Origin of the sequence: Caballeronia sp. INML1, from assembly GCF_023631085.1 — a bacterium.
Lineage (GTDB): Bacteria > Pseudomonadota > Gammaproteobacteria > Burkholderiales > Burkholderiaceae > Caballeronia > Caballeronia turbans.
In genome coordinates, this window is record NZ_JALQDT010000019.1 from 24459 (window position 1) to 44752 (window position 20294).

The window sequence follows — 20294 nt, forward strand, 5'->3', positions numbered from 1 at the left end:
TGGCGACGCTGTGGCGGGCGGCTTGATGGACTGATGTGCTAAATCGATCGAAACCGATTGGAACGATGCGGATCAGCCGCCGAGCGCATCGAGCTTGAACTGAACCAGTTGACGCGCGGACGTGTCGTTCTCGGGCAGCGTCTCGAGGGCAACCTTGTAGGCTGCGCGCGCATCGTCGCGTTTGCCTTGTGCCGCGAGCAGGTCCCCGCGACGATCCGCGATCACGCCCTTGAACGCATCGAGCGGTTGATCCGCGAGCAGCTTCAGGCCCGCGTCGTAGTTCTTCTCGTCGAGCAGGACGAGCGCGAGACGCAGCTTCGCGATCTGCTTGTACTCGTCATCCTTCGCGTGATCGATGGCCCATTGCAGTTGCGCCTTCGCACCCGCCGTGTTGCCCGCCATGTAAAGCGACTTTGCGGCCGCGAGCGCGGTCATCTGCGCGTAGCCCGTGCCGCCGAACTTGTCTTCCATGTCCGTCGCCACGCGCGTGACCAGCGCCTGATCGTTGGCGTTCACCGCCTGCTGAAGATGGTCGTAGAGCACCGACGCTTCGGCCGCCTGACGGCGCTGCCAGAAATTCCATCCGTTGTACCCGGCCCCAATGATGAGCGCCACGAGCACAATCCACGTCGTGGTGTTACCCCATTTGGCCCACCAGGCCTTTACGCTTTCAAGTGATTCTTGTTCGTCGTGATAGCTCATCGTCCAGCTATTCCTTCCTGCGTTTCAGTTCCCTCAACGAGCGCCGCGCGCGATCCCGGATCAGTTCGATCCGGCACGCGACGCACGGCAATATGCCTGTACTCAGGCACCCTCGTCATCGGCGGTTGCAACCATCGCATTGATTAGGTATTCGGTCAAGTCTTCCGCCGGAACGTTCACTTGCTCGTTCTTTTGGCCGTCGGATGTTTCGTCGCCCGAACGACGCAGCGGTTTGACGCCGATCATGCCTTGTGCGAGCTCGTCCTCGCCCAGCACCACCGCGAAGGCCGCGCCGCTCGCGTCGGCCTTTTTCATCTGCGACTTGAAGCTCGCGGACGCGCCGTCCGGGCTGCAATGCAGGATGACGTCTAGACCCGTATCGCGCAGACGCTCGGCGACGATGAACGCGTGCTCCGCCGCTTTTTCGCCCTGATGCACGACATACACATCCGTGCCTTCGGCTTCGGGCACGAGTTGTTCCTCCTTCAGCAACTCGAGGATGCGCTCGACGCCCATCGCCCAGCCGCACGCGGCCGTCGGCTTGCCGCCGAGCTGCTCGATGAGGGGATCGTAGCGACCGCCGCCCGCGACCGTGCCCTGCGCGCCGAGCTTATCGGTGACCCACTCGAACACGGTGAGGTTGTAATAGTCGAGACCGCGCACGAGGCGAGGATTGATCGTGAACGGAATGTTGTTCGCCTTGAGCAGACGCTGCACGCCTTCGAAGTGCTTGCGCGACGCGTCGCCGAGAAAATCGACGAGCTTCGGCGCATTCTGCGCGATCTCCTGCAGCGCGGGATTCTTCGTGTCGAGCACGCGAAGCGGGTTCGTATAGAGACGGCGTTTCGCTTCTTCATCGAGCGAATCGACATGCTTCTCCAGATACGCGATCAGTTCCTTGCGATGCGCCGCCCGCTCCTCCGCCTGACCGAGCGAATTGAGTTCGAGGCGGATGCCGGTGAGGCCGAGGTCGTCCCAGAGACGCTGGCACATCATGATGATCTCGGCGTCCGTATCCGGGCCCGCGAAGCCGAGCGCTTCCACGCCGACCTGATGGAACTGGCGATAACGCCCGCGCTGCGGACGTTCGTGACGGAACATCGGGCCGACGTACCAGAGGCGCTTCGGGCCGTCGTAAAGCAGGTTGTGCTCGATGACCGCGCGCACGACCGCCGCGGTGTTCTCCGGCCGCATCGTCAGATGCTCGCCGTTGAGCGCATCCGTGAAGCTGTACATCTCTTTCTCGACGATATCGGTCACTTCGCCGATACCGCGCGTGAACAACTGCGTATGCTCGACGATCGGCGTGCGGATGTTCTGATAGCCGTATGCGCGCAGCATCGACTTGACGGTGGTTTCGAAGAAATCCCACAACGCGGCATCCTGCGGGAGGATGTCGTTCATGCCCTTCACACCGCTCAGTTTCTCGAGCCGTTTCTTCTGTTCAGTCATCTGTCTTCAAAGGGTTGCGGTGGACGTCTCTTCACGCTTGCCTGCTTCTTGCCCGTAGGTGCGCTCGACATAATCGCTGACGATTTGCTGGAACTCCTCGGCGATGCGTTCGCCGCGCAGCGTCTTCACCTTCACGCCGTCGATGAACACCGGTGCCGCCGGATTTTCGCCCGAACCCGGCAAGCTGATGCCAATGTTCGCGTGCTTGGACTCGCCCGGTCCGTTGACGATGCAGCCCATCACCGCGACGTGCATCTTTTCCACGCCCGGGTACTGGTCGCGCCAGGTCGGCATCGAACTGCGCAGGTAAGTCTGAATCTGCGAGGCGAGCTCCTGGAACAGCGTGCTCGTCGTGCGGCCGCAGCCGGGGCACGCGATGACCATCGGCGTGAAGGAACGCAGGCCCATCGTCTGCAGGATTTCCTGGCCGACGACGACTTCGCCGGTGCGCGCGCCGCCCGGTTCGGGCGTGAGCGAGATGCGGATGGTGTCGCCGATGCCCTCCTGCAGCAGCACCGAAAGCGCCGCCGTCGACGCGACGATACCCTTCGAGCCCATGCCCGCTTCGGTCAGGCCGAGGTGCAACGCGAAGCTGCAGCGCTTTGCGAGTTCGCGGTACACGGCGATCAGATCCTGCACGCCGCTGACCTTGCACGACAGGATGATCTTGTCGCGGCCGAGACCGAGTTCGACGGCGCGTTCCGCGGAGCCGATCGCCGATTGAATCAGCGCCTCGTACATGACGCTCTGCAGTTCCCACGGCGTCGAACGCGCCGCGTTCTCGTCCATCATGCGCGCGAGCAAATCCTGATCGAGACTGCCCCAGTTCACGCCGATGCGCACCGGCTTGTCATATTTGATCGCGGCTTCGATCATTTGCGCGAACTGCGTGTCGCGCTTCGCGCCCTGGCCGACGTTGCCCGGATTGATGCGGTACTTCGACAGCGCTTCGGCGCACGCGGGATAGTCGCGCAGCAACAGATGGCCGTTGTAATGAAAGTCGCCGACGAGCGGCACGGTCACGCCCATGCGATCGAGCTGCTCACGGATATGCGGCACAGCGGCGGCCGCTTCGGGCGTGTTCACCGTGATGCGCACGAGCTCGGAGCCGGCTTGCGCCAGTTCCTTGATCTGGATGGCGGTGCCGATCGCGTCGGCGGTGTCGGTGTTGGTCATCGACTGGACGCGCACAGGCGCGTCGCCGCCGATCGTCACGAGCTGTCCGCCCCAGCGCACATCGACCGCGTGCGATGCGCGGCGCGTCAATGGACCGCCGAAGACCGGCTCGGTCGAACAAATCTTGCTGCTGATCAGGGATTGAGCTTCGGATTGCATCGAAAGACCCTTTGGCAACCTTGGCGCCGATGCGGCGCCGGGTGGCGTGGATGAAACCTCAAACGGGCGTCACGGCTTGCACCGTGACGCCCCTGACTTGTCCGGCGCGCACTGAACCGATCGACCTCGCCGACTCAAGGCAGCGAGAGGCGCGCGACGTTTCCGCGTGCGGATGAATAGCGCTTGGCATCGACGGGTTCGTCGTCGACCGACAACGATTCGACGCCCTTCACGTTGCCCACGGTCACCTTGAACGGCGCCTCGCCCTGCACGCGCTGTGTGCTGCCCGCGTGAACGAGACCGGAAAAGAGTTCCTTGCCGTCCTTGCCGCGCACGCTGAACCAGCTATCTTCCTTCACTTTCAATTCGATTGCGCTCGAGCCGCCGCCCGAGACGGCCGGCGCGGACGCCACCGCTACCGCCGGCGCGGTTTTCGCTGCCGATGCGGCCGGCGCGCTCGCGCCCTGCACCGCGGACAGCGTCGACGACGAAGCCGGCAGCGCGTTCGTGCCGAGCGGACGCGGCATCGGCTGCTCGCCGGGCGCCGCCGCCACTTCGGGCAGCGACGCTTCGCCCGTGTTCGCTGCGGCTGCCTCGTCCGGGGTCGGCGCAGACGGTGCGCCCGCAGAGTCGTTCGATGTCGCCGGCGACGTCGACGACAAGCCCATGCCCGTCGTCGCTTTCAGGCGTGCAAGCCAGTTGCTCGATTCACCGCCGGTATGCCACATGACGAGCGCCACCAGGACGGCGATGATGGCCAGTACGCCCCACATCCACGAGCGCTTGCGACCCGACGAATTACCGAGCGGCACCGACACGCGCCCGCGCGGCAGACCCGTGCCTGCCGACGCCGGCACTTTCAGATTGTGCTCGATGTCACCGCTATCGCGCCGGAACGCCTGCGTGAAGAGCGCCGGATCGGCACCCAGAATTTTCGCGTAACTGCGCACGATGCCCGCGGCAAACGTGCGGTCAGGCAACTGACTGATATCGCCCGCTTCGAGCGCGAGCAATTTCGGCGGCGACACCTTGAGGCGCGCGGAGACGTCGTCGATCGACCATGCTTTCGCCTGGCGAAGCTGCGCGAGACGCGCGCCAACCGCCGGTATCGAGTCCAGAGGCCCAGCCTGGCTCGCATTCGACGCCGCCCCTTCCGCGCCAGCCTGACCGTCGTACTGACCGCCGGACCGGTTGCCGGAATGACTGCCGAAAGGCGTCGGGTGCTGCGGCTCACTCATGCCAAATTCCTCGCATCGTTTCTTTCATATAGCGCTGTTGCGTTCTTCGGTTCAAAAACCACGTGAACGATACAACTCCAGCGCCATTGCAGACCGCTTTATAACAAAATGTTCGGCTTTTAGTACCGCATCCAGGCGCTCATTTCGCCTTTTCGCTGCGGCTTGTTCAGTTTTGACACACCGTCAGATCGCCCGCACCTCGATCGTTTTGCTGCCCGCACGGCTCATGCGTTCGGCAAGACGCGTGCGGTCCTGCACCGCACCCGCGAGCTGCCCGCAGGCGGCGTCGATATCGTCCCCGCGCGTCTTGCGCACGGTGGTGACGACACCCGCATCGATCAGAACCTGCGCGAATCGCTTGATCTGCTCGTTCTTGGAGCGCGTCAGGCCCGATTCCGGGAACGGATTGAACGGAATGAGGTTGAACTTGCACGGCACGTCGCGCGTCACGGCGAGCAGTTCGCGCGCGTGCGCTTCGGTGTCGTTGACGCCGTCGAGCATGCAATATTCGAACGTGATGAAGTCGCGCGGCGCGACTTTCAGATAACGCTGACACGCGGCCATCAATTCGCGCAACGGGTACTTCTTGTTCAGCGGCACGAGCATGTCGCGCAGCGGATCATTCGGCGCATGCAGCGACACCGCGAGCGCCACGGGCAAATCGGCGGCGAGACGGTCCATCATCGGCACGACGCCGGAGGTGGACAGCGTCACGCGGCGGCGCGACAGGCCGTAGGCGTTGTCGTCGAGCATCAGGCGCATGGCCGGCACGACGGCGTCGTAGTTGAGCATCGGCTCGCCCATGCCCATCATCACCACGTTCGTGACGACGCGCTCGCCCTTGCCCGGACCGCCGACCTCGCGCCCGAGCGACTTGCGCAACGCGAACTCCGCCATGCGCAACTGGCCGATGATTTCGCCCGTCGTCAGATTGCGGGAGAAGCCCTGCTTGCCGGTGGAACAGAAACGGCAGTTCACCGCGCAACCCGCCTGCGACGAAACGCACAGCGTCCCGCGCGTTTCTTCGGGGATGAACACGGTTTCGACCGCGTTGCCATTGCCGACGTCGATCAGCCACTTGCGTGTACCGTCGGTGGAAACATGGTCGCTGATGATATCGGGCATCGCCATATTGGCGCGGCCCTTGAGTTTCTCGCGCAGCGATTTCGCGAGATCCGTCATGCCGTCGAAGTCGTCGGCACCGTATTGATGGATCCAGCGCTGCAATTGCTTGGCGCGAAACGGCTTTTCGCCCAGGCTCGCGCAGTACGCGGTGAGCCCGGCGGCGTCCAGATCGAGAAGATTGACGGTGGTGCTGCTCGTCATGTCGAGTTCTGCCATTTCAGATTGCGAAGCCCGGACTGTGTCGCCCGGGACCGTTCGCGCCAATTTCTGCTGCTTTCTTACTGCTATTTTTTGCGTCGAGGCGCGATGCGCGCGACGGCCAACAGACCGGCGCGCGGTACAACGCGAAAATTAACGCGAATAGACGTTCACTTCCGGGAAGAAGAACGAGACTTCCTGGCGCGCCGTTTCCGGAGCGTCCGAACCGTGCACGGCGTTAGCGTCGATGCTGTCGGCGAAGTCGGCGCGGATCGTGCCCTTGTCCGCCTTCTTCGGGTCGGTCGCGCCCATCAGGTCGCGATGCTTGGCAATCGCGTTTTCGCCTTCCAGCACCTGAATCACGACCGGGCCGGAAATCATGAACTCCACGAGGTCCTTGAAGAACGGACGCGCAGCGTGCACGGCATAAAACTTTTCCGCGTCGGCGCGCGACAGATGAACCATGCGCGACGCAATGATCTTCAAACCTGCGTTCTCGAAACGGCTGTAGATCTGGCCGATAACGTTCTTTGCTACCGCGTCCGGCTTAATAATCGACAGGGTGCGCTCGATCGCCATGAAAAACTCCAAATAATGAACGGTTTACGGATTAAAACGAATCGACAATTGTAGCACGAAGCAAGGTATGATTGCGATTGAAACCTTACGACGCCGTAAGGATCAAATCCAGCGAGGACTTAACGGTTCGAACGGCCGAATCAGCCTTTGGAACTATTGAATTCGGCGCGTGCCGGGGCCATATTGGAGCCGAACGTTGCGTTGCGACGGGAACCCCGCCTTCCGGCGTACGCACCAAAGTGATCCTCATACTGGCTTAAGTCCGCGCACCTTATCATTCGTGTGTGACGAATGTCGCGGGAAGACCGAACGACAGACAATTGGAGCAAGGAGAAACCATGAACGAATCACCCTACAGCTTTGGCCGTAATGGCAGCGTCACCTCGGTCGAGGTGCGCAACCGCGTGCTGCGCAACACCTACTGGCTGCTCGCGCTCTCGATGGTGCCGACGGTGCTCGGCGCATGGGTCGGCGTCGCGACGGGCTTCTCGCTGTTCGCGGCCACCAGCCCGGCGATGAGCTTCATCGCATTCCTCGCGATCGCATTCGGCTTCATGTTCGCGATCGAGAAAACGAAGGACAGCGGCATGGGCGTGGTCGTCCTGCTCGGCTTTACGTTCTTCATGGGCTTGATGCTCTCGCGCCTTCTGAGCTTCATTCTCGGCTTTTCGAACGGGCCACAGCTCATCATGATGGCTTTCGGCGGCACCGGCGTGATCTTCGCCGCAATGGCGACCATCGCCACCGTCAGCAAGCGTGATTTCTCGGGCCTCGGCAAGTTCCTGTTCATGGGCGTGATCGTCATTCTGCTCGCCGCGTTCGCGAACATCTTCCTGCAGTTGCCGGCCCTGATGATGACGATCTCCGTACTGGCCATCGTGATCTTCTCGGCATACATGCTGTTCGACGTTCAGCGCGTGGTGAACGGCGGCGAGACGAACTACATCAGCGCGACGCTCGCTATCTACCTCGACCTGTACAACGTGTTCACGAACCTGTTGGCGCTGCTCGGCATCTTCGGCGGCAACCGCAACTGATCGGCGGTTTCGAACCGTAGCAACGAAAAACCGGCCTGCGGGCCGGTTTTTTTGTGTCTGAAGCCTCAGCGGCCCGCTCAGTCGCGCTCGAATAACGCGATTGACTCGACGTGCGACGTGTGCGGAAACATGTTCACCACGCCGGCGCCCTTCATCCGGTAACCCGCTTCGTGAACGAGCAGGCCGGCGTCGCGAGCGAGTGTGGCCGGGTTGCACGACACATAGACGATGCGTTCCGGCAACGGGCCGTCGCCGGACTGAGCGATGTCCGCGAGCGCCTTCGAAACGGCGAGCGCGCCTTCGCGCGGCGGATCGATGAGGAATTTGTCGAAGCGGCCGAGCGCGCGCAGATCGTCCGCGGTGACTTCGAACAGATTGCGGCACGCGAACGACGTGTGCCCGTCGACGCCGTTCGCCTTCGCGTTTTCCAGCGCGCGCGCTGTCAGCGCCTCGCTGCCTTCGATTCCGACGACTTCGCGCGACACGCGTGCGAGCGGCAGCGTGAAGTTGCCGATGCCACAGAACAGATCCAGCACGCGATCCGACTTTCTCGCCGCGAGCAGACTGAGCGCCCGGCTCACCAGCACGCGATTGATCTGGTGATTCACCTGCGTGAAATCGGTCGGCTTGAACGGCATGCGGATATTGAATTCCGGCAGCGTGTAAGCCAGTTCGCGATCGAGCGGATAGAACGGATAGACGGTGTCCGGCCCCTTCGGCTGGAGCCACCATTGAACGTCGTGTTCGTCGGCGAAGACGCGCAACAGCGCTTCGTCGGCTTCGGTCAGCGGCTCCAGGATGCGCAGCACGAGCGCCGTCACGTCCGAGCCGACCGCGAGTTCGATCTGCGGCATGCGGTCACGGATCGACAAGCCCGCCACCAGATGACGCAGCGGCACGAGCATCGCGGAAACGTGCGGCGGCAGCACTTCGCAACTCGTCATATCGGCGACATAGCTGCTCTTGCGCTCGTGAAAGCCGACCAGCACGCCGCCCTTCTTCTCGACGTGCCGCACGGTCAGGCGCGCGCGATAACGATAGCCCCACGACGGCCCGTGAATTGGGCGGAACATGGTTTCCGCACGCAGTTTCGACAGATGTTGAAGGTTGTCTTCGAGCACACGCTGCTTCACGGCGATCTGCGCGCGCACGTCGAGATGCTGCATCGAGCAGCCGCCGCAGGTGCCGAAAAACTGGCACTTCGGCTTCGCGCGGATCACGCTCTCGCGCAGCACGCTCACCACCTGCGCCTGCTCGAAGCTCGGCTTCCTGCGATAGCTCGAATAGCTCACTCGTTCGCCGGGCAGCGCACCTTCGACGAAGATGACCTTGCCCGGCTCGCCGTTCTCGTTGACCGTGCGGCCGACGCCGCGCGCTTCCATGTCGAGCGACTCGATTTCGAGTTCAGGCGCGACGAAGTCGGGATCGGGGGTAACGAACTTCGCCGGCGCGGCGCGGCGGCGATTCTGGGATTTTCGAGCGGCTTCAGACACCTGCGTACTTCCTGGCTAACGAATGGGCAAAGGCGAGATTGTAGACGAACGTCACCACGCCGCCGTGGCTACTTCCCGAATGCCGCGAGATATTCGCCCCAATGCGGCGACGATTCCTGCGCGAGCGCGTTCTTCACGAAGTTGATTTCATCGGTGTATTCGTCGGGCGTGAAGCCGCCGCGCATCATCTGAAAACGACAGTACATCAGATACGTGTTGACGACATCGGTCTCGCAATAGTTGCGGATTTCGTCGATCTGGCCGTCGCAATACGCGTCCCAGACCTTGCCGCCGTCCATGCCGAGCTTGCCGGGAAAGCCGCACAGCTTTGCGAGCGCATCGAGCGGCGCGTTAGCGCGCGCCTGATACATCGCGAGCACGTCCATCAGGTCGATGTGCCGCATGTGATAGCGGCTGATGTAGTTGTTGAACTTGAATTCGCGGTCGTCCTGACCGAGATCCCAGTAGCGCGGCGCCGCAATGCCGTGCACCAGCGCGCGGTAGTGGAGCACGGGCAGATCGAAGCCGCCGCCGTTCCATGACACGAGTTGCGGCGTGTACTTCTCGATCACGCGATAGAACGACTGGATCAGCGCGGCCTCGCCGTCGGCGGTGGTGCCGAGCGAGCGCACGCGAAAGCCGCTGTTGTCGCGAAACACGCAGGAAATCGCCGCGACGCGCTGCAGATGATGCGGCAGAAAGTCGTTGCCGACGCGCTCGCGCCGCGCTTCGAACGCATGTTCGGCCACCTCGCGGTCGGAAAGATCGTCGGGCAAATCTTCGAGACGGCGAATGCCGTCGACATCGGGGATCGTTTCGATGTCGAAAACGAGAATCGGAGTCATTGAATCCTGGAGCGCGACGCCCTGCCGGGCGTCGCCAAAGCGTTAAAGCACGGCGTCCTTGCGAACACCGTTGGATGCAAAAAAGCGCTTGAGCCGCACGAGCGCCTCTTGCTGGATCTGGCGCACACGCTCGCGCGTGAGGCCCATTTCGTCGGCGAGCTCTTCGAGCGTCGCAGGCTCGATGTGGTTCAAGCCGAAGCGCCGCTCGATCACATGCCGATGTTTGTCGGACAGGCGCGACAGCCACAGGCGCGTCAGCGATTCGAGCTCGCGATGCTGCACTTCCGCGTCCGGCGACTGGCTCTGGTCGTCGGAGAGAAGGTCGAGCAGGCTGCTGCCCGGGTCGAGGTCGAGCGGCGCGTCGAGCGAAGCCGTGTGCTCGTTGAGCGCGAGGATATCGGTGACTTCCTCCGGCGTCTTGCCAGTGAGATACGCGATATCGTCGATGCTCGCGTCGCGCCGTTCGGGCGCAACGCTGTCGTTCGAATTGGCGGAATTTTTTTCCAGATGGCGCTTCGCGCGCAGCACCTGATTGAGTTCGCGGATCACGTGCACTGGCAGCCGCACCGTGCGCGCCTGATTCATGATCGCGCGCTCGATGCTCTGCCGGATCCACCAGGTGGCGTAGGTCGAAAACCGGAAGCCGCGCGTCGGATCGAATTTCTCGATGGCGTGCATGAGGCCCAGGTTGCCTTCCTCGATCAGATCGAGCAACGGCACGCCGCGGTTGAGATAACCCTTCGCGATGCTGACGACGAGCCGCAGATTACGCTCGATCATCACCTGCCGCGCCTCGAATTCTCCCGCCTTCGCCAGCCGTGAGTAACGCTGCTCTTCCTCGACGGTGAGCAGCGGCTTCACGCTGATTCGATTCAGGTAGTGCTGAATAGTGTCGGCCGTGAGTTCGGCCTGCAGAAGCGAGCGGAAATCGTCGGCGTCCGGTGCGGAATCGTTTGCGCCTTCACCCGGCTCGTCGCTGCTCTTCCCGCGACTGCCGCCTTCTTCCTCGGAGTCGACATCGACATCGACGTTATCGATGTCGTCATCATGAGTCGAAGCACCGTCCTCCACCGACACTTGCAAAGGTCGGCTGATCGTCTCAGTCTCGGCTTGCGGCAGGCGGCGCTTCGTTTTTGGCATGATGGTTTCGCTTTATTGCGGCGGCAAATACTTCAGTGGGTCAACAGGTTTTCCCTGCCGGCGAACTTCGAAATGCAACATCACGCGGTCCGAATCGCTGTTCCCCATCTCAGCGATCTTCTGCCCTTTAGTTACCGCGTCCCCTTCTTTTACCATCAAAGCGCGATTATGTGCGTACGCGGTGAGAAAAGTCGCGTCATGTTTGATGATAATGAGATTGCCATAGCCGCGCAGCCCATTTCCGGAGTAAACCACTCGGCCGTCCGCCGATGCGTTGACCGTATCTCCCACCGCACCGCCAATATTCAAACCCTTGTTCTTCGCGTCATCGAACGTGCCGAGAATCGGTCCTCGCGCAGGCCAGATAAACGCCGGCTGGCCCGTGGGCGCCGTCGCGTTCGCATCCGCGCCGGGCACGCCGGGCGCCGCTGCCGCGCCCGTCGCCGCACCGGGAGCGCCAGGCGTGGCGCCCATGCCCGAATTCGCACCGTAGTACGGCGGCTGCGCGGTCGCGCCCGGCTGCGGCGTCGCGTACCCGTTCGCGCCGTTGAGCGGCTGCGTCTGCACGCCGCCGCCTACGATCGGCGCGGTGGCCACGCCGGGCGTCGCCGCCGCGACATTCGCACCCGGAGGCGCCACGCGCATCAGCTGGCCGACTTCAATCTGATTCGGGTTGGTCAGGTTATTCCACGTCGCGATGTCGTGATAATTCTGACCGTTTTCCAGTGCGATCCGATATAGGGTGTCGCCCGGTTTCACACGGTAATAGCCCGGCGGCGGCGGACCGTTGTCCGGGGTCTGGGCCGCCGTCGTGCTGATGGGCGCGCCCGTTCTGTCGACGACCGGCGCCATGTCCATGCGCGTAGAACACGCCGCCAACGCGGACAACGCCAGCACACACACGCCGCGCTGCGCCGCGCTCAGGCGTTGGCCTGCACTTCCCTCTTGCAAAGCACGCAGGATACTCATCGGGTCAAATCACTCCGGATTTTAAGGGTACAAAAAAGACGCGATCGAGCTGCGCTTCCCGCCATTGCGTCGCCGACACGCGCGTGACGAGCGTCAGCACCTGCGATTGCGCGGCCTGCGATCCGACCGGCGCGACAAGCTTGCCGCCCACGGCCAGTTGATCGAGCAGAGCCTGCGGCACGTCGAGGCCCGCGCAGGCGATCACGATGGCGTCGAAGGGCGCGGCGGCGGGCAAGCCCAGGCGGCCGTCGCCGTAATGCAGCCTGATGTTCGGCACGCGCAGCGGCCGAAGGTTGAGCTTCGCGCGCTCCGACAACGGGCGCACGCGCTCGATCGAATAAACCTCAGCGGCTACCTGCGACAGCACCGCCGCCTGATAGCCGCAACCGGTGCCGATCTCCAGCACCTTGTTCAATGCGCGCCCCGTCGCGACCAGTTCGATCATGCGCGCCACGACGGACGGCTTCGAGATGGTCTGGTGATGGCCGATCGGCAGCGCGGCATCTTCGTAAGCCTGCGCCGCAAGCCCCGGATCGACGAACATGTGGCGCGGCACCACCGACATGGCGTTGAGCACGCGCGGATCGGTCACGCCGTTCGATCGCAGCCGTTCGACCATGCGCTCGCGCACCCGTTCCGATGTGAGCGTCTGCGTGCTCGCCAGCGCGACATTGGGCGCGCCCTTTTTCGGCGCGGTCGCGGCGGCGCTCAGGTCACGCTCGGCGGGACGCGCCGCCGGACGCAATGCGTTCGCGCGCGGTGCGTGAGATACATGATGCGTCGTCGCGCCCTTGCTTGCGGACGGAACCGGTTTCGCTGCGCCAATTGCGGGCTTCGCGGCAGAGCGCACCGGAAAAACGGAGGTGGCCGGTTTCGCGGACGCAGCTGCGGTCGCGGGATTCTTCATCGGCGCGTTCGCCGCGCGCGTTGCCCCCGGCTTCGCCGGTTGCGCGGGCGCCGGCTTGGGTGCCGAAGCGGCGGCTTGCCTGGCGCGAGAATCCTGCGGACGGTTCGCGGGCTTGCGCGGCTCGCGAACCAGATCCGCAAGCGCCAGCGGAAAGCGCTTGGCGCGCTCGTCGCTCATGTGCGACCGCTCCCGGCTCGCGCCCATTCGCGCGTTTCGGTCATGAGCTTCGTATGCGTCAGATCGAGTTGCAGCGGCGTGATCGAGACCAGGCCGTTCGCGACGGCGTGGAAATCTGTGCCTTCGCTCGCGTCGAGTGCGTCGCCCGATGGGCCGATCCAGTAGATCGGGTTGCCGCGCGGATCGCTCTGGCGAATCACCGGCTGCGACGGATGACGCTTGCCGAGACGCGTCACGGTCCACGGGCCGAGCTGATCGTACGGCAGGCTCGGGATATTCACGTTCAGCAACGGATGGCCCGGCATCGGATGCTCGAGAAAATGCGCGACGATCTCGGCAGCAACGCGCGCCGCGTCTTCGAGATGAAGCCAGTCGCGGCCGACGAGCGAAAACGCGATCGCCGGAATGCCGAACATAAAGCCTTCGGTCGCGGCCGCGACCGTGCCCGAGTACAGCGTGTCCTCGCCGACGTTCTGCCCGTTGTTGATGCCCGACACCACGAGATCAGGCCGATGTTCGAGCATGCCGGTGAGCGCAATGTGCACGGAATCGGTCGGCGTGCCGTTCACGAAGTTGAAACCGTTCGGCGCCTGATGCACGCTCAGGGGCCGCGACAGCGTAAGTGAGTTGGACGAGCCGCTGCAGTTTTGCTCGGGCGCCATCACCGTCACTTCGCCGAGCGGCTGCAGGACCTCGTGCAGCACATTGATGCCGCGCGCCAGATAACCGTCGTCGTTGCTGAGTAGGATTCGCATCCGACGATTGTAACCGAGGAAAGTGGCGCGACGACGACTCACAGGCTCGCTCCCGACGTCGTCCCTGCCCTACACTGAGCCGGTTTCAACGCTTTGCACGAGACCCCGCCAAGGAGACGATATGCGCGCCGTACGATGCAACGAACACGGATTACCCGACACCCTTTCGATCGAGACGCTACCCGACCTGCATCCGGAAGCAGGCGAAGTCGTCATCGACGTGAAAGCGGCGAGTGTGAACTTCCCCGACGTGCTCATCATCCAGAACAAATATCAGTTCAAGCCGCCTCTGCCGTTCACGCCCGGTGCGGAGTTCGCGGGCATCGTGCGCGAAGTGGGCGCCGGCGTCACGCGCCTGTCGCCCGGCATGCGCGTGGCCGCCTACACCGCGCAGGGCGCGTTCGCCGAACAGGCGCGCGCGAAGGAAGCGGATTGCATCGCCTTGCCCGCTGATGTCGATCTCGCCGACGCCGCCGCTTTCACGCTCGCTTACGGCACCTCGTATCACGCGCTCGTCGATCGCGGCCAGCTCAAGGCCGGCGACACGCTGCTCGTGCTGGGAGCGGCGGGCGGCGTCGGCATTGCGGCGATTCAGATCGGCAAGATTGTCGGCGCGCGCGTGATCGCTGCGGCGTCGAGCGCGGAGAAGCTCGCGTTCTGCCGCGAGCATGGCGCGGACGACGTCGTCGATTACGCGAAAGAGGATCTGCGCGAGCGCATCAAGGCGCTCTCCGGCGGCAACGGGCCGGATGTCATCTTCGATCCTGTGGGCGGCGTGTATGCGGAGCCCGCGTTTCGAAGCATCGGCTGGCGCGGGCGGTATCTGGTTGTCGGCTTCGCGAATGGCGAGATTCCGAAGTTGCCGCTCAATCTCGCGCTGCTGAAAGGCGCGAGTATCGTGGGCGTGTTCTGGGGCGGTCACATGCAGCGCGAGCACGCGCTCGCCGATCAGGAATTCGCGACGATGGTCGATTGGATCAAGACAGGCAAGCTACGCCCGGTCGTCACGAAGCGCTACTCACTCGACGACACGCCACGCGCCCTCGACGACATGATGAACCGGCGCGTGACGGGCAAGATCGTGATCGAGCCGTAACGCGCCTAGACGCGGCGCGATCGCGCGCCGGGCAGCAGGCCGACGCGGGTCGCCGGGGGTTTCTGGGCATCGCTGAAATCGGCCGCCGAATAGTGGTGCATCGCGCGCGCATGCTTGCCGTGCAGTCTCAGGAACGCGGACATCACACGCCGCACGGTAAGCAGGCGTTGCCACAACCGCTCGCGAAGGCCGCCGAAGGGCAGAAAGGAAGGCGCCAGCACGACCGCGCCCGGCCCCCAGCCGGGACGCCACGAGCGCGCGAGCCCCTGGCGCATGAAAAGCGAAAGCGTGGGCACGCCGATGCACGACGCGAGATGGCCAAGACCCGAATCATTGCCGATGAACCACGACGACTCGGCGATCCATGCCGCAACCTCGCTCAACTGCGGCAGCGCGTTGACTTCGCATCCTTCGTCGGCGATTTCGCCCCGGGCATCCATCTCCGACGGTGCGACGAGAAAGCTCGGCTGGAATTTGCGGCGCACGAGCACACGCGACAGCGCAATGAACTTCTCGCGGCGCCACATCTTTTCGGGATGGCTACCGGTCGGGTGGATGACGACACGATTGGAGAAGCGCCCTCGCATGACGCCAGCCGGCACGACGAGGCCATTCGAGCGCGTCACATCGGCGAGTCCCAGCACGTTCGTCGCGATATCGACGATGCGGTCCAACATGTGCTTCGAGCCGCCGTATTCCGGCAGCGTGGCGAGACAGATCGTCTTGCCCGAACGGCTCAGCGCCGATGCATAGTCGGTCGGCCGAAGCTCGATCACCGTGTCGAACACGCCCTGCCAGGCGTCGCGCCGCCCGACGGTCACTTGCGGAAACCATTCTGCGAGCTGCTCCGCGACCCAGCCGAACACGACGGGCCGATATCCGTTGCGGATGAGATTATCGACGAGGACGAGCCCGATGAGGCTGTCACCGATCGGCGATGGCAATACCACCGCAATCGAACTGTCAGTTCGCAGTTTCATTCTTGTTCTCGCGGGATCGCGCGGATGAGCGCCGCGCTGATACCGCGCAACGGCGCCCGACTACGGAGTGTCGCCCGGCTTGCGTTACGACTTGATGTGCGCTGGCGCTTATTCACCCGGAATCATGGCGAATCTCTTGCGACCCGCCGTACGACGCCTGGTCAGCGGAGCATCATAGCGAGATCGGCAGTGTCCTGCCATAACGGAACGCCTGAACACGGTCCGCCGCGTGTTACCGCGTATTCACGATCGAACGCGTCACGGCGCTTCAGAGCTTCTCGGTCTCGCCGCTCTTCGGCTGCCACTTCATGAGCCGTCGCTCGACGAGCGCGACGAGGCCGTCGAGCACGAGCGCGAACGCGGTCAGCACGAGTATTCCGGCGAACACCGTATTGATGTCGAACGTGCCTTCGGCCTGAAGGATCAGATAGCCGACGCCGCGCGCCGAGCCGAGATACTCACCCACGACCGAGCCGACGAAGGCGAGCCCCACCGACGTATGCAGGCTCGAAAACACCCAGCTAGTCGCACTCGGCAAATAGACATACCGCAACAGTTGCTTGCGATTCGCGCCGAGCATGCGCGCATTGGCGAGCACGACCGGGCTGACTTCCTTCACGCCCTGATAAACGTTGAAGAATACGATGAAAAACACGAGCGTCACGCCGAGCGCGACCTTCGACCAGATGCCCAGTCCGAACCACACCGCGAAGATCGGCGCGAGAATCACGCGCGGCATCGAGTTGGCGGCCTTGATGTAGGGATCGAGAAGCGCGCTCGTCGTGGGCGCGAGCGCGAGCCACAGACCCACGCCCAGCCCGAATACGGTGCCGATCACGAACGCAAGCACCGTCTCGATCAGCGTCACCCACAAGTGGATGTAGATTTCGCCGCCCGTGAACCATTCCCATATGCGCACGAGCACCTTCTGCGGCTCGCCGAAGAAGAATGCGGCCTTGTTGGCGTCGTCGAAATAGAAAGGCGGCAGGAGCGTCGGGCTCGTCAGCGCGTACCACAGCACGAAGCACGCGAGCAGCAACAGCCATTGCCACACGATGAGATTTGCTCGATTCGGGCGCAGCTTGTTCCACATGATCGTATTGTCTTATTCGGCGGCCGGCTTCAGCTGCTGCTGATAGCCCTTCAACACTTCCTCGCGCAGCACGCCCCAGATTTGCGCATGCAGTTCGACGAAGCGAGGATGCGAGCGGATCTCGGCGACATCGCGCGGGCGCGGCAGGTCGATCGCGAATTCGCCGATCGGATGCGTGCCCGGCCCTGCCGCCAGCACGACGACGCGGTCGGACATCGAAATCGCCTCGTCGAGATCGTGCGTGATGAAGAGCACGGCCTTGCGCTTTGCGGCCCACAGGTCGAGCAGTTCGTTTTCCATCAACTGACGTGTTTGAATGTCCAGTGCGGAGAACGGCTCGTCCATCAGGATGATGTCGGGATCGAGGATGAGCGTCTGCGCCATCGCGACGCGCTTTCTCATGCCGCCCGAAAGCTGGTGCGGATAGCGATCGCCGAAGCCGCCAAGACCCACACGCTTGAGCCACGCCTCGCCGCGCGCGTCGGCCTCGGCTTTCGTCACGCCCCGGAACACGAGGCCGGCTGTCACGTTGTCGAGCGCCGAGCGCCAGGGCATCAGGGCATCGGCCTGAAACATATAGCCCGCGCGCCGGTTGATGCCCGCAAGCGTCTCGCCGAACACGCTCACCGTGCCCGACGAAGGCTCGAGCAGCCCCGCCGACACGTTGAGCAGCGTGGACTTGCCGCAGCCGGTCGGCCCGACGACGGACACGAACTCACCCGGCGCGATCGCAAGACTCGTATTGCGGACGGCCGTATACCGATCCTTGCGATTCTCGCGCGACGAGAACGTGCAGGTGACATCCTCCAGCGCGAGCGCGTGTTTAGAAGTCGACGACATCGGTCAGACCTTGACGGTGGCGAGCGCCTTCTTGACGAAGTCGTTGGTCCAGGTCTTCGACAAGTCGATCGGCCTGCCCTTCACCGTTTCGTCGAAGGCTTGCAGCGTCTTGAGCGATGTCGCGGGACCGTCCGCGGGCATCAGGCCGTCCGGGGACAGCGCCTCCTTCACGTGTTGCCACGCGTCGAGATAGAGCGCGCGATCGCCGAGCAGATAGCTTTCCGGCACGGTCGAAATCAGATCCTTGCCCGATGCCGTTTGCAGCCATTTCAGCGCGCGCACCATCGCGTTCGTGAGCGCCTGCGTCGTGTTCGGATTCTTTGTGATGAAACTCTGCGATGCATACAGGCATCCGGCCGGCATGTTGCCGCCGAACACTTTCACGGTATCGGCGAGCGTGCGCGTGTCGGAGACGATGCGGATATCGCCCGCGCGATCGAGCTTGGTCATCACCGGATCGAGGTTGGCGATGGCATCGATCTGCCCGGACTGCAGCGCGGCGATCGCGCCCGCCCCCGCGCCCACGCCGATGAACGACACATCGGTCGCCTTCAGTCCGGCCTGCGCGAGCACGAAGCTCGCCATGATCGACGTCGACGAGCCCGGCGCCGTCACGCCGATCTTCTTGCCCTTCAGATCCGCGACCGATTTGTAGTTCGGCATCGCCTTCTTCGACACCGCAAGCACGATCTGTGGCGCGCGTCCCTGCAACACGAACTCACGGAAGTACTGATTCTTCGCCTGCAGCAAGAGCGTGTGCTCGAACGCGCCGGACACCACGTCCGCGCTGCCGCCGACCGCCGCCTGCAGCGCCTTCGCACCGCCCGCGAAATCGGCGATTTCGACGTCGAGCCCTTCGTCCTTGAAGTAGTTGCGGCGCTCCGCGATCGTGAGCGGCAGATAGTAGAAGAGATTCTTGCCGCCGACCGCGACCGATACCTTGGCCTGCTCCGGCTTTGCCTGGGCAAACGCGAGCGGCATGGCCGTCCACGCCCCACCCGCGAGCGCGGCGCCGCTCGCGATGAACGTTCTGCGTTTCATCGTTTTTTGTCTCCTGGTTTTATCGTTGTCAGCGCTGTTACGGCCGTTGTCTTCTGATCGAAGCTCAGATCACCTTGGCCGCCCGCAGCCGCGCAATATCGTCGGCATCATACCCGAGCGTTTGAAGTACTTCATCCGTGTGTTCACCGAGTTGCGGACCGAGCCAGCGCGTTTCACCCGGTGTCTCCGAGAGCTTCGGCGTCACGTTCGGCAGCGTGATGTCCTTGCCGTCCTGCCACGGAAAGCGTTGCAGCATCTGGCGCGCGATGTATTGCGGATCGGTGAACATGTCGGCGACGCTGTAGATGCGCCCGGCCGGCACGTCGGCGGCGTTGAGCACGGCGAGCGCCTCGTCGATGCTGCGCGTCGCGAGCCACGCGCCGATGGCGTCGTCGATTTCCTGCGTGCGCGGCACGCGGCCGTCGTTCGATGCGAGCGCGGGATCGTCCGCGAGGTCCGCGCGATCGATCGCGTTCATGAGGCGCTTGAAGATCGGATCGCTATTGCCACCAATCACGATGCTGCCGTCGCGGCACGGATAGGTGTTCGACGGCACGATGCCGGGCAGCGACGCGCCGGTGCGCTCGCGCACCAGTCCGTACACGCCGTACTCGGGGACCACGCTCTCCATCATGTTGAAGACGGCTTCGTACAGCGCGACATCGACGACCTGCCCCTTGCCGCCGTTCACCTGCCGATGATGCAGCGCCATCAGCGCACCGATCACGCCATGGAGCGCTGCGATCGAATCGCCGATGGAAATGCCGATGCGCGGCGGCGGCAGCTCCGGATAGCCAGTGATATGCCGCAATCCGCCCATCGATTCGGCTATCGCGCCGAAGCCCGGCCGGTCGCGGTACGGGCCGGTCTGGCCATATCCGGAAAGCCGCACCATCACGAGACCCGGATTCTCGGCGGACAGCACGTCATAGCCGAGCCCGAGCTTTTCGAGCAAACCGGGCCGGAAGTTCTCGACGACGATATCGGCTTCCTTCGCGAGCCGCCGCACGATCTCCTTGCCTTCCTCGGCCTTGAGATTGACCGTCACCGATTTCTTGTTGCGAGCCTGCACCGCCCACCAGAGCGAGGTCCCGCCCACTTCGGGATAGAGCTTGCGCCACTTGCGCAGCGGGTCGCCGCCGTTCGGGTCTTCAATCTTGATGACGTCGGCGCCGAATTCGCCCATGAAGCGCGCGGCGAACGGACCGGCGATGAGCGTACCCAGTTCCAGCACCTTGACGCCCGCGAGTGGTCCCGTCGTTGCGCTCATGGTTGCGTCTCCTTTTTTTGCT

General features: G+C 63.5%; 19 protein-coding genes. 2 read left to right on the forward strand and 17 right to left on the reverse strand.

Annotation, left to right across the window (positions count from 1 at the left end; all coding sequences use genetic code 11):
- Positions 1–72 precede the first annotated feature (72 nt).
- The 6 genes from NCR38_RS07420 to ndk form a co-directional block, all read right to left on the reverse strand.
- On the reverse strand, positions 73–702 hold the full coding sequence (locus NCR38_RS07420) for a tetratricopeptide repeat protein (protein ID WP_061120349.1): 630 nt from the start codon (positions 700–702) through the stop codon (positions 73–75).
- Between the two features lie 102 nt (positions 703–804).
- Complete coding sequence (hisS, locus tag NCR38_RS07425; protein WP_061120350.1) at positions 805–2154, reverse strand: histidine--tRNA ligase; 1350 nt, start codon at positions 2152–2154, stop codon at positions 805–807.
- A gap of 6 nt (positions 2155–2160) precedes the next feature.
- Positions 2161–3489 (reverse strand): flavodoxin-dependent (E)-4-hydroxy-3-methylbut-2-enyl-diphosphate synthase, encoded by a 1329-nt coding sequence (gene ispG / locus NCR38_RS07430; RefSeq protein WP_250476706.1) that lies wholly within the window; start codon positions 3487–3489, stop codon positions 2161–2163.
- Between the two features lie 134 nt (positions 3490–3623).
- Complete coding sequence (locus NCR38_RS07435; protein ID WP_250476707.1) at positions 3624–4727, reverse strand: RodZ domain-containing protein; 1104 nt, start codon at positions 4725–4727, stop codon at positions 3624–3626.
- Between the two features lie 183 nt (positions 4728–4910).
- Complete coding sequence (gene rlmN / locus NCR38_RS07440; protein WP_250476772.1) at positions 4911–6053, reverse strand: 23S rRNA (adenine(2503)-C(2))-methyltransferase RlmN; 1143 nt, start codon at positions 6051–6053, stop codon at positions 4911–4913.
- A gap of 150 nt (positions 6054–6203) precedes the next feature.
- On the reverse strand, positions 6204–6629 hold the full coding sequence (gene ndk / locus NCR38_RS07445; RefSeq protein WP_061120353.1) for a nucleoside-diphosphate kinase: 426 nt from the start codon (positions 6627–6629) through the stop codon (positions 6204–6206).
- Between the two features lie 338 nt (positions 6630–6967).
- Here ndk and NCR38_RS07450 point away from each other — a divergent pair, with 338 nt between their 5' ends.
- Positions 6968–7666 (forward strand): Bax inhibitor-1/YccA family protein, encoded by a 699-nt coding sequence (locus NCR38_RS07450; protein WP_061120354.1) that lies wholly within the window; start codon positions 6968–6970, stop codon positions 7664–7666.
- Positions 7667–7743: 77 nt separating this feature from the next.
- Here the strand turns inward: NCR38_RS07450 and rlmD are convergent, their stop codons facing one another.
- The 6 genes from rlmD to surE all read right to left on the reverse strand — a co-directional run bounded on the left by rlmD (position 7744) and on the right by surE (position 13952).
- Positions 7744–9159 carry a 23S rRNA (uracil(1939)-C(5))-methyltransferase RlmD gene (gene rlmD / locus NCR38_RS07455; protein WP_061120355.1) on the reverse strand — a complete coding sequence of 472 codons (1416 nt, stop codon included), beginning with the start codon at positions 9157–9159 and terminating at the stop codon, positions 7744–7746.
- Between the two features lie 68 nt (positions 9160–9227).
- Positions 9228–10004, reverse strand: a complete 777-nt coding sequence (locus tag NCR38_RS07460; RefSeq protein WP_061120356.1) for a 3'-5' exonuclease — start codon at positions 10002–10004, stop codon at positions 9228–9230.
- Positions 10005–10046: 42 nt separating this feature from the next.
- A complete protein-coding gene (gene rpoS, locus NCR38_RS07465) occupies positions 10047–11144 on the reverse strand; it encodes an RNA polymerase sigma factor RpoS (protein ID WP_061120357.1) in 1098 nt (365 codons plus the stop codon).
- 12 nt (positions 11145–11156) lie between these two features.
- Positions 11157–12113: a peptidoglycan DD-metalloendopeptidase family protein gene (locus NCR38_RS07470; RefSeq protein ID WP_061120358.1), complete on the reverse strand. Its 957-nt coding sequence runs from the start codon at positions 12111–12113 to the stop codon at positions 11157–11159.
- A 4-nt stretch (positions 12114–12117) separates the two neighbouring features.
- The gene (locus NCR38_RS07475; protein ID WP_061120400.1) at positions 12118–13197 is read right to left on the reverse strand and encodes a protein-L-isoaspartate(D-aspartate) O-methyltransferase; all 1080 of its coding nucleotides are present in this window, start codon (positions 13195–13197) and stop codon (positions 12118–12120) included.
- The gene (gene surE / locus NCR38_RS07480; protein WP_061120359.1) at positions 13194–13952 is read right to left on the reverse strand and encodes a 5'/3'-nucleotidase SurE; all 759 of its coding nucleotides are present in this window, start codon (positions 13950–13952) and stop codon (positions 13194–13196) included. Before surE ends, NCR38_RS07475 begins: the two co-directional genes overlap by 4 nt.
- A gap of 121 nt (positions 13953–14073) precedes the next feature.
- Between surE and NCR38_RS07485 the strand changes: the two genes are divergently transcribed.
- On the forward strand, positions 14074–15048 hold the full coding sequence (locus tag NCR38_RS07485; protein WP_250476708.1) for an NADPH:quinone oxidoreductase family protein: 975 nt from the start codon (positions 14074–14076) through the stop codon (positions 15046–15048).
- 5 nt (positions 15049–15053) lie between these two features.
- On the opposite strand, the gene NCR38_RS07490 is transcribed toward NCR38_RS07485, so the two are convergent.
- The 5 genes from NCR38_RS07490 to NCR38_RS07510 all read right to left on the reverse strand — a co-directional run bounded on the left by NCR38_RS07490 (position 15054) and on the right by NCR38_RS07510 (position 20272).
- Complete coding sequence (locus tag NCR38_RS07490; protein WP_250476709.1) at positions 15054–16028, reverse strand: glycosyltransferase family 9 protein; 975 nt, start codon at positions 16026–16028, stop codon at positions 15054–15056.
- 268 nt (positions 16029–16296) lie between these two features.
- On the reverse strand, positions 16297–17121 hold the full coding sequence (locus NCR38_RS07495) for an ABC transporter permease (protein WP_035501024.1): 825 nt from the start codon (positions 17119–17121) through the stop codon (positions 16297–16299).
- Positions 17122–17133: 12 nt separating this feature from the next.
- Positions 17134–17961, reverse strand: coding sequence for an ABC transporter ATP-binding protein (locus NCR38_RS07500; protein ID WP_250476710.1), 828 nt, complete (start codon positions 17959–17961; stop codon positions 17134–17136).
- A gap of 3 nt (positions 17962–17964) precedes the next feature.
- Positions 17965–19002, reverse strand: a complete 1038-nt coding sequence (locus NCR38_RS07505; RefSeq protein ID WP_250476711.1) for an ABC transporter substrate-binding protein — start codon at positions 19000–19002, stop codon at positions 17965–17967.
- Positions 19003–19066: 64 nt separating this feature from the next.
- Positions 19067–20272 (reverse strand): CaiB/BaiF CoA-transferase family protein, encoded by a 1206-nt coding sequence (locus NCR38_RS07510; RefSeq protein ID WP_061120365.1) that lies wholly within the window; start codon positions 20270–20272, stop codon positions 19067–19069.
- Positions 20273–20294: the final 22 nt, after the last annotated feature.

What these genes read in the sequence shown, in the direction of transcription:
- NCR38_RS07420 (WP_061120349.1), bottom strand. Translation starts at nt 702, where the DNA reads ATGAGCTATCACGACGAACAAGAATCACTTGAAAGCGTAAAGGCCTGG.
- hisS (WP_061120350.1), bottom strand. Translation starts at nt 2,154, where the DNA reads ATGACTGAACAGAAGAAACGGCTCGAGAAACTGAGCGGTGTGAAGGGC.
- ispG (WP_250476706.1), bottom strand. Translation starts at nt 3,489, where the DNA reads ATGCAATCCGAAGCTCAATCCCTGATCAGCAGCAAGATTTGTTCGACC.
- NCR38_RS07435 (WP_250476707.1), bottom strand. Translation starts at nt 4,727, where the DNA reads ATGAGTGAGCCGCAGCACCCGACGCCTTTCGGCAGTCATTCCGGCAAC.
- rlmN (WP_250476772.1), bottom strand. Translation starts at nt 6,053, where the DNA reads ATGACGAGCAGCACCACCGTCAATCTTCTCGATCTGGACGCCGCCGGG.
- ndk (WP_061120353.1), bottom strand. Translation starts at nt 6,629, where the DNA reads ATGGCGATCGAGCGCACCCTGTCGATTATTAAGCCGGACGCGGTAGCA.
- NCR38_RS07450 (WP_061120354.1), top strand. Translation starts at nt 6,968, where the DNA reads ATGAACGAATCACCCTACAGCTTTGGCCGTAATGGCAGCGTCACCTCG.
- NCR38_RS07460 (WP_061120356.1), bottom strand. Translation starts at nt 10,004, where the DNA reads ATGACTCCGATTCTCGTTTTCGACATCGAAACGATCCCCGATGTCGAC.
- rpoS (WP_061120357.1), bottom strand. Translation starts at nt 11,144, where the DNA reads ATGCCAAAAACGAAGCGCCGCCTGCCGCAAGCCGAGACTGAGACGATC.
- NCR38_RS07470 (WP_061120358.1), bottom strand. Translation starts at nt 12,113, where the DNA reads ATGAGTATCCTGCGTGCTTTGCAAGAGGGAAGTGCAGGCCAACGCCTG.
- NCR38_RS07475 (WP_061120400.1), bottom strand. Translation starts at nt 13,197, where the DNA reads ATGAGCGACGAGCGCGCCAAGCGCTTTCCGCTGGCGCTTGCGGATCTG.
- surE (WP_061120359.1), bottom strand. Translation starts at nt 13,952, where the DNA reads ATGCGAATCCTACTCAGCAACGACGACGGTTATCTGGCGCGCGGCATC.
- NCR38_RS07485 (WP_250476708.1), top strand. Translation starts at nt 14,074, where the DNA reads ATGCGCGCCGTACGATGCAACGAACACGGATTACCCGACACCCTTTCG.
- NCR38_RS07490 (WP_250476709.1), bottom strand. Translation starts at nt 16,028, where the DNA reads ATGAAACTGCGAACTGACAGTTCGATTGCGGTGGTATTGCCATCGCCG.
- NCR38_RS07495 (WP_035501024.1), bottom strand. Translation starts at nt 17,121, where the DNA reads ATGTGGAACAAGCTGCGCCCGAATCGAGCAAATCTCATCGTGTGGCAA.
- NCR38_RS07500 (WP_250476710.1), bottom strand. Translation starts at nt 17,961, where the DNA reads ATGTCGTCGACTTCTAAACACGCGCTCGCGCTGGAGGATGTCACCTGC.
- NCR38_RS07505 (WP_250476711.1), bottom strand. Translation starts at nt 19,002, where the DNA reads ATGAAACGCAGAACGTTCATCGCGAGCGGCGCCGCGCTCGCGGGTGGG.
- NCR38_RS07510 (WP_061120365.1), bottom strand. Translation starts at nt 20,272, where the DNA reads ATGAGCGCAACGACGGGACCACTCGCGGGCGTCAAGGTGCTGGAACTG.